At 63.7% G+C, this 11851-nt stretch carries 14 protein-coding genes; 3 read left to right on the forward strand and 11 right to left on the reverse strand.

The window, feature by feature from the left end; genetic code table 11:
• Positions 1-14 precede the first annotated feature (14 nt).
• Complete coding sequence (locus KYT87_RS03140) at positions 15-824, reverse strand: alpha/beta fold hydrolase (RefSeq protein WP_046806158.1); 810 nt, start codon at positions 822-824, stop codon at positions 15-17.
• Between the two features lie 186 nt (positions 825-1010).
• Here KYT87_RS03140 and KYT87_RS03145 point away from each other — a divergent pair, with 186 nt between their 5' ends.
• Positions 1011-1508 carry a YbaK/EbsC family protein gene (locus tag KYT87_RS03145; protein WP_046806159.1) on the forward strand — a complete coding sequence of 166 codons (498 nt, stop codon included), beginning with the start codon at positions 1011-1013 and terminating at the stop codon, positions 1506-1508.
• A gap of 26 nt (positions 1509-1534) precedes the next feature.
• Here the strand turns inward: KYT87_RS03145 and KYT87_RS03150 are convergent, their stop codons facing one another.
• The 10 genes from KYT87_RS03150 to KYT87_RS03195 all read right to left on the reverse strand — a co-directional run bounded on the left by KYT87_RS03150 (position 1535) and on the right by KYT87_RS03195 (position 10543).
• Entirely contained in the window at positions 1535-2332 is a 798-nt protein-coding gene (locus KYT87_RS03150) for an ABC transporter ATP-binding protein (RefSeq protein WP_219991685.1), read from the reverse strand.
• Entirely contained in the window at positions 2329-3372 is a 1044-nt protein-coding gene (locus tag KYT87_RS03155) for an iron ABC transporter permease (RefSeq protein WP_104145134.1), read from the reverse strand. The genes KYT87_RS03150 and KYT87_RS03155 overlap by 4 nt, the downstream gene beginning before the upstream one ends.
• Entirely contained in the window at positions 3372-4058 is a 687-nt protein-coding gene (gene ybgF, locus KYT87_RS03160; RefSeq protein ID WP_046806162.1) for a tol-pal system protein YbgF, read from the reverse strand. The genes KYT87_RS03155 and ybgF overlap by 1 nt, the downstream gene beginning before the upstream one ends.
• Before the next feature lie 87 nt (positions 4059-4145).
• Positions 4146-4646 carry a peptidoglycan-associated lipoprotein Pal gene (gene pal / locus KYT87_RS03165; protein WP_006217420.1) on the reverse strand — a complete coding sequence of 167 codons (501 nt, stop codon included), beginning with the start codon at positions 4644-4646 and terminating at the stop codon, positions 4146-4148.
• Between the two features lie 31 nt (positions 4647-4677).
• Positions 4678-5997 carry a Tol-Pal system beta propeller repeat protein TolB gene (tolB, locus tag KYT87_RS03170; RefSeq protein ID WP_046806173.1) on the reverse strand — a complete coding sequence of 440 codons (1320 nt, stop codon included), beginning with the start codon at positions 5995-5997 and terminating at the stop codon, positions 4678-4680.
• A 16-nt stretch (positions 5998-6013) separates the two neighbouring features.
• Positions 6014-7147 carry a cell envelope integrity protein TolA gene (tolA, locus tag KYT87_RS03175; protein ID WP_219991686.1) on the reverse strand — a complete coding sequence of 378 codons (1134 nt, stop codon included), beginning with the start codon at positions 7145-7147 and terminating at the stop codon, positions 6014-6016.
• A gap of 39 nt (positions 7148-7186) precedes the next feature.
• The gene (locus tag KYT87_RS03180) at positions 7187-7648 is read right to left on the reverse strand and encodes an ExbD/TolR family protein (protein WP_039882755.1); all 462 of its coding nucleotides are present in this window, start codon (positions 7646-7648) and stop codon (positions 7187-7189) included.
• Entirely contained in the window at positions 7648-8328 is a 681-nt protein-coding gene (tolQ, locus tag KYT87_RS03185) for a protein TolQ (protein WP_046807611.1), read from the reverse strand. The genes KYT87_RS03180 and tolQ overlap by 1 nt, the downstream gene beginning before the upstream one ends.
• A 2-nt stretch (positions 8329-8330) precedes the next feature.
• The gene (gene ybgC, locus KYT87_RS03190; RefSeq protein ID WP_046807629.1) at positions 8331-8753 is read right to left on the reverse strand and encodes a tol-pal system-associated acyl-CoA thioesterase; all 423 of its coding nucleotides are present in this window, start codon (positions 8751-8753) and stop codon (positions 8331-8333) included.
• Positions 8754-8812: 59 nt separating this feature from the next.
• Positions 8813-10543: a proline--tRNA ligase gene (locus tag KYT87_RS03195; protein ID WP_046807612.1), complete on the reverse strand. Its 1731-nt coding sequence runs from the start codon at positions 10541-10543 to the stop codon at positions 8813-8815.
• A 65-nt stretch (positions 10544-10608) separates the two neighbouring features.
• Between KYT87_RS03195 and KYT87_RS03200 the strand changes: the two genes are divergently transcribed.
• Both KYT87_RS03200 and KYT87_RS03205 read left to right on the forward strand, forming a co-directional pair.
• The gene (locus KYT87_RS03200) at positions 10609-11181 is read left to right on the forward strand and encodes an RNA pyrophosphohydrolase (protein WP_006217428.1); all 573 of its coding nucleotides are present in this window, start codon (positions 10609-10611) and stop codon (positions 11179-11181) included.
• On the forward strand, positions 11162-11848 hold the full coding sequence (locus KYT87_RS03205; protein ID WP_046807613.1) for a response regulator: 687 nt from the start codon (positions 11162-11164) through the stop codon (positions 11846-11848). The genes KYT87_RS03200 and KYT87_RS03205 overlap by 20 nt, the downstream gene beginning before the upstream one ends.
• Positions 11849-11851 lie beyond the last annotated feature (3 nt).

Genomic DNA, 11851 nt, shown 5'->3' on the forward strand with positions numbered 1-11851 from the left:
AACGGCTGCCGCTTTCAGCCGCCGATGAATTCCTGAATGGCGTTGTTGAACACGCGCGGGTTGCCCAGGTTCATGCCATGGGACGAGCCCACCACCGTTACGCGGTGCGCGTGCGGCAGCCATTCGGACAAGGCGTCCAGGACAGCCGGATAGGGGGCGGGGCTTAACGCCCCACCGATCAGCAGCGTGGGCATCTTCAGGGTGCCGATCTGCTGTGGCGTCAGCGCTTCCGGCCTTTCGTCGGCCTGGCCAAACAGCGTGCCGACGTTGTCGCGCACCATCTCCTTGAACCACGGCACCATGCGCTGCCACGTGTTCGGCCCCGTTACCGTGTCCACGAACAGGGCCAGCCCTTCTTCGACGTCGCCTTGGCGGATCAGCGCCAATGCGCGTTGGCGAAAGCCGCCGCGCGCATCGTCGCCGCCGGGCAGGGGCAAGCCGGGGTCGGCCAGCGTCAGGCTGCGCACCGCGTCGGGCATGGCCAATGCCGCTTCCAGCGCGACGCGGCCGCCGCGCGAATGGCCCACCAGATGGGCGGGGCCGCCCGCCACGGTGTCGATAAATTCCAGCACGTCGGCGGCGTGTTGCTCAATCGAAAAGCCGTCGCCTTCACCGTCCCAGCTTTCCGGCCAATAGCGGCGCAGACATACCGCCAGCACGCGAAACGAGTTGCCCAGCGGTGCCATTTGCGACTTCCAGTAGCGGCAGTCGGACAGCGACCCGTGCACCAGCACCAGCGGCACGCCGCTGCCGTACTCGGTGTAGGACATGGCGTAGCCGCCGATCAAGGCGGTTTGCAGCGGAAGAACGGGTTCGGAACGCATGAGGGGCATAAACGGAAAAGCCAGGTCCGCATTCTAGCGTGGGCCGTGGCAAGGTTCCGCGCCAACGTCCGGCTACGCCCTGGAACGCCCGTGCACGCCCCGCGGGCGCCGCTGATAAACTCGTCATCGGCATTGAACAAGGCAGCGTCCGCAGCGCTGCCGCCCGTCTTTCATGGAGTACGCACGATGTCCCCCGAATCGCTTGCCGCGTTGCCCGAATCCGCCCAGCGTGTTGCCCGCCTGTTATTGGAAATCGGCCATGACAAGCCGGTGGTGGTCCTGCCGCAATCCGGCAGGACGTCGGCCGAGGCGGCGCAGGGCCTGGGTTGCGAGGTGGCGCAGATTGCCAAGTCCATCATTTTCCGACGCGCGTCCGACAACGCGCCGGTGCTGGTCATCGCCAGCGGCGCCAATCGCGTGGACGAAGCGAAGGTGGCCGAACAGGTCGGCGCGTTGGCCAAGGCCGATGCCAAGTTCGTTCGCGACATGACGGGCTACGCCATTGGCGGCGTGTGCCCCATCGGGCATGCCGTCAAGCCGGTCATGCTGCTGGACGCGGATTTATTCAATTACGACAGCCTCTGGGCCGCCGCCGGCCACCCGCACGCCGTCTTCAACCTGACGCCCAAGCAGCTCGCCGACATGACGGGCGCGCCGGTGGTCGACGTCGCCCAACGCGCCTGAGCGCGCCTGAACGCGTCCACGGCGGGCTAACGGGGGCGTTCGTTAAGCCCGTCGATCAGCACCTGGCGTAGCCCGCGCGAACACGCTTCGACACGGCCTTGCACGCCATACACCGCCGCCAGGGATTCGGGCGTGATCACGTCGGCAGGCGCGCCTTGCGCGTGCAGTCGTCCGTGCTGGATCATCACCGCGCGATCTGCGTGCTGCAAAGCCACGTTCAGGTCGTGCAGCACGATAACGCTGATCAGCCCGTGTTCCTGGGTTTCTTGTTTGAGCAGCCGCATCACGTGAAACTGGTAATTCAGGTCCAGCGCGGACAGGGGCTCGTCCAACAGCAGTACGCGCGGCTGGCGGATCAGCGCTTGCGCCAATCCCACCAGTTGCTTCTGCCCACCCGACAGCGCGTCCAGGTAATGCAGCGCAAGGTGGGCTATGCCCAGCCGCGCCAGCAGGCGGTCGATATCCGACAATTGCAGCGGCGGCGCCAGGGCGTCGCGGCTGGCCCTGGCCGCCACCAGCACCGATTCAAACACCCGCAGGTGCACGGCGGCCGGCAGGCTTTGCGGCAGATACACCATGTGGCGGGCGCGTTCGCCCACGCCCAGGCGGGTCATGTCCTGGCCATCCAGCATGACGCTGCCGCCGCGAGTGCGAACCAGCCCTGCCAATGCCTTGAGCAGGGTGGACTTGCCGCTGCCGTTCGGCCCGAGCAGGGCGGTGACTTCGCCCGCCACCAGCGACGGGATGGACAGCCCATGCAGGACGTCCTCGCGGCTATAGCCCGCGTTCAGATCGTGTACGTCCAGGGCGGCTTGCCGCGTCATGGCAGTTGTCGGCGCAACACGACCGCCACGAAAAAAGGAATGCCGACCAGCGCCGTCACAATGCCAACCGGCACGACGACGCCTGGCATCAGGTTTTTGGAAACGACGGAAGCCAGCGACAGAATCAGCCCGCCCACCAGCGCGCTGCCGGGCAGGTAAAAGCGGTGATCTTCGCCGAACAGCCGGCGTGCGATGTGCGGCGCGACCAGGCCGATGAAACCAATGGTGCCCACGAATGCCACCGCCAGCGCAGACAGCAGGCTGACACGCGCCAGCGCGGCAACCCGGACGCGGCGTACGTCCACGCCAAAGCTGGCCGCGCGATCTTCACCTAGCCGCAGCGCCGTCAGTTTCCACGACTGGCGCATTGCCAGGGGCATGGCCACGGCGACGGCCAGGGCCAGCACGCCGGCCGTTGTCCAGTTGGAGCGGGACAGGCTGCCCATGGTCCAGAAGACCAGGCTTTGCAGGGCCTCGGCGCTGGCCAGGAATTGCACCAGCGACACCAGGGCGTTGAACGAGAACACCATGGCGATGCCGAACAGCACCACCCCCGAGGTGTTCATGCCGCTCCAGCGCGCCACGACGTCCAGCAACAAAGCCGCAAACATCGCAAACAGAAAAGCGTTGCCGGCGATCAGCCAGGCGTCCGGAATGCCGGGCACGCCAAGCTGCAACACGATGGCCAGCGACGCGCCGAACGCCGCGGCAGACGAGACGCCCAGCGTGAAAGGGCTGGCCAGCGGGTTGTTCAAGATGGTCTGCATTTCGGCCCCGGCCAAACCCAGCGCCATGCCGACCAGCGCGGCCATCAGCGCGGAGGGCAGGCGTATGTCCCAGACAATGACGCGTACCGTCGCATCCGCCGACGCGGGCGTGGTCAGGGTCAGCCATAGCTCGCGCCATGGCAGGCCCGACGGGCCGATGGTGAAGTCAATCAGCAGCGCAATGAAAATCGCCGCCAGCAGCAGGGCGATAAGCCCCGCGCGGCGGCGCACGATGCGCCGATAGGCGCTGACCGCGCTTGCGGCGTTTGGCATTACTGCAGCAGTTGGAGGCGGCTCTTGGCCGTGCTGGCGGCTTGGGCGTTGGGGTAGTCGCGCACGATGCGTTGCAAGGTGGCCTTGGCGCCCGCGCGGTTGTTCAGTTCGATCTGACCGCCCGCGATGATGAGCAAGGCGTCAGGGGCGCGCGCGTTGTCGGGCGACTTCTGGACCATGGCGGTCAACTGTTCGATGGCGCCCTTGAAGTCTTTCATGCCGTAGCGGCTGCTTCCCAGGTAGAACTGCGCGCTGGGGGCCAGTTGGCTGTTCGGGTACAGGGCTGTGAAAGCGGCCAGCGATTCGGCGGCTTCCTTGTATTGGCCCTTGCGGAACAGGTCCATGGCGCCGTCATAGGCGGCTTGTTCCTGCGGATCGCCGGCGGCGGTGCCCGGCGGGTTGGTGCCGCTGGGGGCACCCGGCTTGGCGCTGGGCTGCTGGCGCGACACCAATTCGAGCTGGTCGCGCAACTGCGCGACTTCTTGCTGCAGGGATTGAATCTGATCAGCCAGTTGCAGCTTGGCCCGTTGGCTTTGCTCGTTCTGCTGCTGCACCTGCTGGCGCAAATCCAGGATGGCCTTGCGGGCCTCATCGTCGGAAAAAGCGTGGGCGGGCGCCGCCAATGCCGCAAGCACAAGGCCGGAGGCCACAATCAGAGGACGCAGGGACAGAACTTTATCGCGCATGAATATTCCCGGGTATAAAAACAAACGTCGGGACGGCCGGCTGACCGTCCCGACGCGTGGTAGGGCTCTTTGACTTAAGCGAAAAGCTTAACGCAGATAGTTGATATCGGCGCGGCGGTTTTCAGCAAAGTCGGCTTCCGACGTACCCGTCGACTTCGGCTTTTCTTTGCCGAAGCTGATGGTTTCGATCTGGTTGTCGCTGACGCCCAGCAGGGTCATCATGCGACGCACGGCGTCTGCACGACGCTGGCCCAGGGCCAGGTTGTACTCAGCACCGCCGCGTTCGTCGGTGTTGCCTTCGATCTTGACCTTCTGCTGCTGGTGCGAAGCCAGGTAGCGGGCGTGGGTTTCGACCAAGCCGCGGTACTGGTCCGACACGGTGTAGCTGTCGAAATCAAAGTACACCGAGCGCTGTTGCGCCAGGATGCTTTGGGGGTTAAAGGGATCAAGGATTTGGCCAGAGGCCGAAGATCCTTGGCCAGCGCCTCCGCCCTGACCCGCTTTATCGTCGAGAGGGACGGAGCTGCAAGCTGCCAGAGTGGCAGCCAGAGCGGCAATGGTCAGGCTTTTGGCAATGCGCGACTTCATGATAGTTCCTTTGCAAAGAGAGTCACACGTGTTATCGGGTAAATGGGCCCCAAGTCGGTTCACGTATTTCCCCGTTCAGTACCGAAAGCGTCTGCCGTACGCGGCCATCGCTCGAAACACCCGCAAGTACGCTACGTCCATTTTGGATGGCGGCGTAAAGGACTTGCATGCCATTCGGCGCGAAACTTGGCGACTGATCGTCACGACCATCAGTGATCAAGGATTCGGAGCCTGAGGACAGGTTCAACGACGCGATTCGAAACGCGCCGTCGCGTCTTGCAACGTAAAGCAGCGTCGATCCATCGGGGGAAATTCGGGGTGATATGTTGTAACCACCATTAAACGTGAGGCGGCGAGCTTCGCCACCTGTCGAGCCGGTCTGATAGATTTGCGGCCCGCCGCTGCGGTCACTCGTAAAGATAATGGAAGCACCGTCTGGCGTAAAGGTCGGTTCAGTGTCAATCCCGGGAGAACGCGTAACTCGCGTGGGATTGGCGCCATCCGACGCTCCAACGATGTAAATTTGCGACAAACCATCGCGCGTCAGGGCCACGGCCAGCTTGGAGCCGTCGGGCGACCAAGCGGGTGCGCTGTTGTTGCCCTTGAAGTTCGCAACCGGTACGCGGGCGCTGGTAGCCAGCGTGTGCACGTAAACAACGGGCTTGCCGGACTCGAAGCTCACGTAGGCCAGCTTGGATCCGTCGGGCGACCACGAGGGCGAAATGATGGGCTCGCGCGAGCGCAGCGCAACTTGCGGGTTTTGCCCGTCGGCGTCGGCCACTTGCAGTTCGTAGGTGGCACCCTTCTTCAGCACGTAGGCGATGCGGGTCGAGAACACGCCGCGAACGCCGGTGATCTTTTCGTAGATGCGGTCAGCGATCTGGTGAGCGACGCGGCGCAGTTCCTGCTCCGTGCCCGAAAATGCCACGCCATCCAGCTGACCTTTCTTGACCGTATCGGCCAGGCGGTAGCGGACGTCGTAGCGGCCATCGGCGCCACGGGTGATGCTGCCATATGCCAGGAAGTCGGCGCCTTTGCCGCGCCAGTCGTCATGGGCGATGGGGGAATCAACATTCAAGCCGGAGCCCGCGGCGTTGATCAGGCGGAACTGGCCCGTGCGGGTCAGGTCGGCGCGAATCACTTCGGCCAGGGCGCGGCCGTGGGTGTCGTCAACGGCAAAGTCGGCGATCGCTACCGGATATTGCGTGGCGCCGGTGCCGGAAATATCGACACGCAGTTGCGCATGGGCGGGCTTGGCGGCCATCAGGCACAGCGCAAGCATCAGCAAACCGAGCCCATACGATCGCCAGAGAGCGAGGAGGGAACCTCGTCGGCTATAAGCGGGAGTCATATTCATCAATCTCCTGTCAATCATACATTTTGTGCACTACGTCAATGAACTTGTCGTAGCCGCCCGTGGAGGGCTTGGGGAAGGGGTTGCAGCGGCGGATACCGGTTTCGACCGCGCGGTCGAATGCCGGGTTGCCCGAAGAATCGGTCAGGGTCACGCCGTTAACCTTCCCGTCAGTGCCTAACTGTACCCGGTATTGTGCGGTCGGATTGGCCGAGCCGTTGCGCGGCGGGGGCTGGTAAGCCACGCCGGGAAGGATGCAGGCGCGGACCTTGGCGGCGTAGCCATTGTCGCGTCCGCCGCCCGCCTGGTTGCGGTCTGCCGTGCCGCCGGGAATGCCGGCAGCGCCCAGCGCGTCGTTGCGGAATGCATCCTTAAGCGCCTTGTCGGCAGCTGCCTTCTTGGCGGCGGCGGCTTTCTCGGCAGCGGCCTTTTCGGCAGCGGCTTTGTCAGCGGCCGCCTTTTCGGCAGCAGCCTTGTCGGCAGCAGCCTTTTCAGCGGCAGCCTTCTTGGCGGCGTCTTCCTTGGCCTTTTTCTCGGCGGCAGCCTTGTCGGCAGCGGCCTTTTCAGCAGCTTTCTCGGCAGCGGCCTTGTCGGCCGCGGCCTTTTCAGCGGCCGCCTTCTCGGCAGCGGCCTTCTCAGCCGCCTGGCGTTCTTGCTCCAGGCGCTTCTTTTCTTTCAGTTCTGCCTGCTTGCGCTCTTCTTCAAGGCGCGCCTTTTCCTTGGCCTCAGCAGCCTGCTTTGCCTTTTCTTCCTGCTCGCGCTTTTTCTTGGCTTCCTGGATGGCGATCTCGGGATCGACTTCCTCGGTCTTGGGCTGAGCCGCGGGCTCGGGCTTCGGAGGAGGGGGAGGCGGGGGAGGGGGCGGCGGCTCGGGCGCCTTTTCGGGCTCGGGCTTGGGCTCGGGTTTAGGCTGCGGCTTGGGCTGTTCGGGTTGCGGCGTGGGCGGCGGGGCGACGGGCGAATTGCCGTCGGCCCAGAGCTGGACTTCGACGGGGCCGGGGGCCTCCGTGCGCCAGTTCACGCCAAAAATCAGGGCGACGAGCAGCAGCAAGTGCACCGCCACGGCCAGAATGAGCGCATTCCGGTTGTCGTTGTTGGGCGGGGTGGCCGGTGGGCCGCTGCGGTGTCGAATAATGGGTGGCGTCATGGGCGTTGCATGCCGGCAAAGCCGGCGGAAGGCGGCGCGTTAGCGTTTTTTCGCGGATGCGGGCTGGGACGTGCCTGCGGCGGACTGGTCCACCAGCAAGCCCAGGCGGGTGATGCCGTTGGTGCGTAGCTCGTCCATCACCTTGACGACCGTCTCATAGGGCACCTTGCCGTCGGCGGCGATCACCACCGGCGTTTCCGCGGTAATACGCGAACGCACCTGCGCCACGAGCTCGGGGCGGGCGATGTCTTGCATCGTTGCGCCGGGCTCGCGCATGCGCAGCGCGATCTTGCCGTCTTCAGAGATCTGCACTTCCAGCGGCTTGACCGGCACATCCGAGGCCGCGCCAACCGAAGGCAGCTGGATCAGCCCGGGCGTGATCAGCGGAGCGGTCACCATGAAGATGACCAGCAGCACCAGCATCACGTCGATGTACGGCACCACGTTGATGTCGGCCTTCATGCGGCGGCCGGACCTGCCGCGTGAGCTTACCGAGGGCATTAGCGCACCTGCCGTTGCAGAATGTTCAGGAATTCGTCGACGAAGCTATCGAAACGGATCGAGATGCGGTCGATGTCGTTCGTGAAGCGGTTGTAGGCGACCACGGCGGGAATGGCGGCAAACAGGCCGATGGCGGTGGCGATCAGCGCTTCGGCGATGCCGGGAGCCACCGAAGCCAGCGTGGCTTGCTGCATGTTCGACAGGCCGATGAAGGCGTGCATGATGCCCCAGACCGTACCCAACAGGCCGATGTAAGGCGACACCGAACCGGCCGAGGCCAGGAAGTTCAGGTGCGATTCCAGCGCGTCCATTTCGCGCTGGTAGGCGGCGCGCATGGCGCGGCGCGGGCCGTCCAGCAATGCGGTGGCGTCGCCGGCCGAATTGCCGCGGCGCGCTTTCAGGAATTCGGTCATGCCGGCATCGAAGATGCGGGCCAGGGCGCCTTGTTCGTCGCGGCGCGACGCCACGGCCTGTTGCAGCATGGACAAGTCACCGCCCGACCAGAAGTCGTCTTCAAAACGGCGGGTTTGGGTATGGGCCCGCTTGATGGCAAGGCGCTTGGCGAAAATGTACGTCCAGGACATGATCGAAATGCCCAACAGCATCAACATGATCAGCTGGACCGGCACGCTGGCGTGCGAAATCAGCGAAAGCAACGACATGTCGTTGGTGACTTGCATGGTTATTCCTGAATGAATTCCAGTTTTGCGCGAACGGCGGCTGGCAACTCTGCCGGCCGCATGTGAATGGCGTCGACACAGCAGACTTGGATGTTGCCTTCGGCAAGCAGTTCCCCGTCGCGTTCCGCGCGCTGCGCGAAGTGTATCGAAGCGCGGCCGAGTTTGGTGATTCGGCTGCGTATGGTAAGCAAATCGTCCAGTTTGGCCGGTTTCCGGTAGGACATGTCCAAGGAGCGGACAACGAATAAGCGTTGTTCGTCAACGGCCAGCCCGGACTGGTTGACTCCCAGGGCGCGCAGCCACTCCGTGCGGGCGCGCTCCAGGAATTTCAAGTAGTTGGCGTAGAAAACCACCCCGCCCGCATCCGTGTCTTCGTAATAGACACGGACTTGCAGCAGGGATTCGTTGGACTTCGGATCGGTCACGGTGCGGGTAGGCAATGAAGCGGGTCGGGACGCGGTAAAGTCCGTATCTACTATAGGGTTTAAAGGGTGTCGAGTTTCGTCAGCACCGCTTCAAGCGCGGACTCTACCGGAATCTTGGCAGCTTCGGTTTCCCGACGCGCTTGCAATTCCACCACACCATCGTTCAAGCCGCGTTCTCCAACTGTTACACGCAGCGGTGCGCCGATCAATTCCCACTCGGCGAACATGACGCCGGGCCGAGCATCGCGGTCATCAAGAATGACGTCCACGCCGCGCGCCAGCAGGGATTCATAGAGCTTCTGCGCGGTGTCACGCACCGTTTCACTTTTGCCCCAGCCCACCGGGCAGATAACCACTTCAAAAGGCGCGATCGCGCGGGGCCAGATGATGCCGCGCGCGTCATGGTTTTGCTCGATGGCAGCACCCACGATGCGGGTCACGCCGATGCCGTAGCAGCCCATTTCCAGCACCGCCGGCTTGCCGGTCTCGTCCAGGAACGTGGCCTTCAAGGCTTCGGAGTACTTCTTGCCCAGGTAGAAGACGTGGCCCACTTCGATGCCGCGCTGGATGGACAGCGTGCCCTTGCCGTCCGGCGACGGGTCGCCCGCGACGACGTTGCGCAGGTCGGCCACCAGTTCGGGCTCGGGCAGGTCGCGACCCCAGTTCACGCCCTGGATGTGGAAATCTTCTTTATTGGCGCCGCAGACGAAATCGGCCATGTTGGCGACCGTGCGGTCGGCGATCACGTGCACCGGCTTGGCCGTCTTGACGGGGCCAAGGTAGCCCGGCTTGCAGCCGAAGTACTCGACGATTTCGCTTTCCGTGGCAAAGCGGAAGCCCGCCAGGCCGGGCAGCTTGCCCGCCTTGATTTCATTCAGTTCGTGGTCGCCGCGCAAGAGCAGCAGCCAGATGTCGACGCGGCCCTTGTCGCCGTCGGTGGCAAGCACGATCGATTTGATCGTCTTGTCCAGCGGCAGCCCCAACAGCTTGGCCACGTCTTCGCACTTGGCCGCGCCCGGCGTTGCCACGTCGGCCATGGCTTGCGTGGCCGCACCCCGGGTGGGGTACAGCGACACGGCTTCGGCCAGTTCGATGTTGGCGGCGTAGTCGGTTTCGGCGTTGTAGACCAGCAGGTCTTCACCGGTGTCGGCAATGACCTGGAATTCGTGGCTGCGCGTGCCGCCGATGGAGCCGGTATCGGCAGCCACGGCGCGGAATTGCAGGCCCAGGCGGCCGAAGATACGCATGTACGCGGCGTACATGGTGTCGTAGCTCTTGAGCGCGCCGGCTTCGTCGCGATCAAACGAATAGGCGTCCTTCATCGTGAATTCGCGGCCACGCATCAGCCCGAAGCGCGGACGGCGTTCGTCGCGGAACTTGGTCTGGATGTGATAGAAATTCAGCGGCAGCTGGCGATAGCTGTGAATTTCATTGCGCGCGATGTCGGTGATGACTTCCTCGGACGTAGGCTGCAGCACGAAATCGCGCTGGTGCCGATCCTTGATGCGCAGCAGCTCGGCGCCGTATTGCTCCCAGCGGCCCGATTCCTGCCAGAGTTCGGCGGGTTGCACCACCGGCATCAGCAGCTCGATGGCGCCCGACGCGTTCATTTCTTCCCGGACGATCGCCTCGACCTTGCGGATGATCTTCAGCCCGAGGGGCATGTAAGTGTAGATGCCGCCCGCGAGCTTGCGGATCATCCCGGCCCGGGTCATCAGCTGGTGGCTGGCGACTTCGGCTTCGGAAGGGGCTTCTTTGAGGGTGTTGATGTGGTAGTTGGATGCGCGCATGTTTAAAGGTGGCAGCAGATACGTATAATCGACTGTAATTGTATTGAATTCGGTGGGGGTGGCCCATGCTTGACCGCGAAGGCTACCGCCCCAATGTCGGCATCATTCTCGTCAACAGTCGAAACGAGGTCTTTTGGGGCAAGCGTATCAGGGAACATGCATGGCAGTTCCCCCAGGGCGGCATCAAATATGGCGAAAGCCCGGTGCAGGCCATGTATCGCGAACTCCATGAAGAGGTGGGCTTGAAGCCCGAGCATGTCCGTATTTTGGGGCGTACACGCGATTGGTTACGTTATAACGTGCCCGATCACTTCGTCCGGCGTGAGTGGCGTGGCCACTATAAAGGACAAAAACAGATTTGGTTCTTGTTGCGCCTGGTGGGACGTGACAGCGATGTGTGCTTGCGCGCGACGCAGCATCCGGAATTCGATGCCTGGCGCTGGAGCCAGTATTGGGTGCCCCTGGACGCTGTCATCGAGTTCAAGCGCGACGTCTATACCCAGGCGTTGAACGAGTTGTCGGCGATCCTCTTTCGGCGTCATCACGAAACCCGCTATCTGCGCCAACGCGTGCACGGACAGCGGGCAGCAGAGAATTTGCCCGAAGGAACGGACGGTCATGCGCATATTGTTGGTTGAAGACGAACGGGACATGGCGTCCTGGTTGATGCGCGCGCTGGCCCAAAGCGGGTTTGTGCCGGACCACGCGGCAGATGCCCGCACCGCCGAAGCCTTCATGGCGGGCACGGAATATGACGCCATCGTCATGGACCTGCGCCTGCCCGACAAGCACGGTCTGGTCGTCCTGCGCGAAATGCGCAACCGCGACGACCGCACGCCGGTCTTGCTGCTTACCGCCCAAGGTGCGCTGCAAGACCGGGTGCGCGGGCTGAATCTTGGCGCGGACGATTTCCTGACCAAGCCCTTTGCCCTGGAAGAACTGGAAGCGCGGCTGACCGCCCTGGTGCGTCGCAGCCGCGGCCGCCAACATCCCCGCCTGCAATGCGGCTCGCTGTCCTACGACAGTGAAAGCCGCGCGTTCACATTGGACGGCTCCCTGCTGTTCCTGACCCCGCGCGAACATGCCGCCCTGGCGGCATTGCTGACCCGCAGTGGCTACCCCGTGGACAAATCCCAGCTATTCGGCAAGGTCTTCACGCACGATAGCGAAGCCAATCCGGACGCCATCGAGGTCGTGCTGCACCGGCTGCGTAAGAAACTGGCCGGCAGCGACGTCCGTATCGTCACCGTTCGCGGCTTGGGCTACATGCTGGAAAGCGTGGCCAGCGAGTCCACGGAAACCTAAGTG

This window comes from Achromobacter sp. ES-001 (genome assembly GCF_019448355.1).
GTDB classification, from domain to species: domain Bacteria; phylum Pseudomonadota; class Gammaproteobacteria; order Burkholderiales; family Burkholderiaceae_B; genus Achromobacter; species Achromobacter spanius_B.

Coding starts and splice junctions, on each gene's coding strand:
- KYT87_RS03140 (WP_046806158.1), bottom strand. CDS start 824: ATGCGTTCCGAACCCGTTCTTCCGCTGCAAACCGCCTTGATCGGCGGC.
- KYT87_RS03145 (WP_046806159.1), top strand. CDS start 1,011: ATGTCCCCCGAATCGCTTGCCGCGTTGCCCGAATCCGCCCAGCGTGTT.
- KYT87_RS03150 (WP_219991685.1), bottom strand. CDS start 2,332: ATGACGCGGCAAGCCGCCCTGGACGTACACGATCTGAACGCGGGCTAT.
- KYT87_RS03155 (WP_104145134.1), bottom strand. CDS start 3,372: ATGCCAAACGCCGCAAGCGCGGTCAGCGCCTATCGGCGCATCGTGCGC.
- ybgF (WP_046806162.1), bottom strand. CDS start 4,058: ATGCGCGATAAAGTTCTGTCCCTGCGTCCTCTGATTGTGGCCTCCGGC.
- pal (WP_006217420.1), bottom strand. CDS start 4,646: ATGAAGTCGCGCATTGCCAAAAGCCTGACCATTGCCGCTCTGGCTGCC.
- tolB (WP_046806173.1), bottom strand. CDS start 5,997: ATGACTCCCGCTTATAGCCGACGAGGTTCCCTCCTCGCTCTCTGGCGA.
- tolA (WP_219991686.1), bottom strand. CDS start 7,147: ATGACGCCACCCATTATTCGACACCGCAGCGGCCCACCGGCCACCCCG.
- KYT87_RS03180 (WP_039882755.1), bottom strand. CDS start 7,648: ATGCCCTCGGTAAGCTCACGCGGCAGGTCCGGCCGCCGCATGAAGGCC.
- tolQ (WP_046807611.1), bottom strand. CDS start 8,328: ATGCAAGTCACCAACGACATGTCGTTGCTTTCGCTGATTTCGCACGCC.
- KYT87_RS03195 (WP_046807612.1), bottom strand. CDS start 10,543: ATGCGCGCATCCAACTACCACATCAACACCCTCAAAGAAGCCCCTTCC.
- KYT87_RS03200 (WP_006217428.1), top strand. CDS start 10,609: ATGCTTGACCGCGAAGGCTACCGCCCCAATGTCGGCATCATTCTCGTC.
- KYT87_RS03205 (WP_046807613.1), top strand. CDS start 11,162: ATGCGCATATTGTTGGTTGAAGACGAACGGGACATGGCGTCCTGGTTG.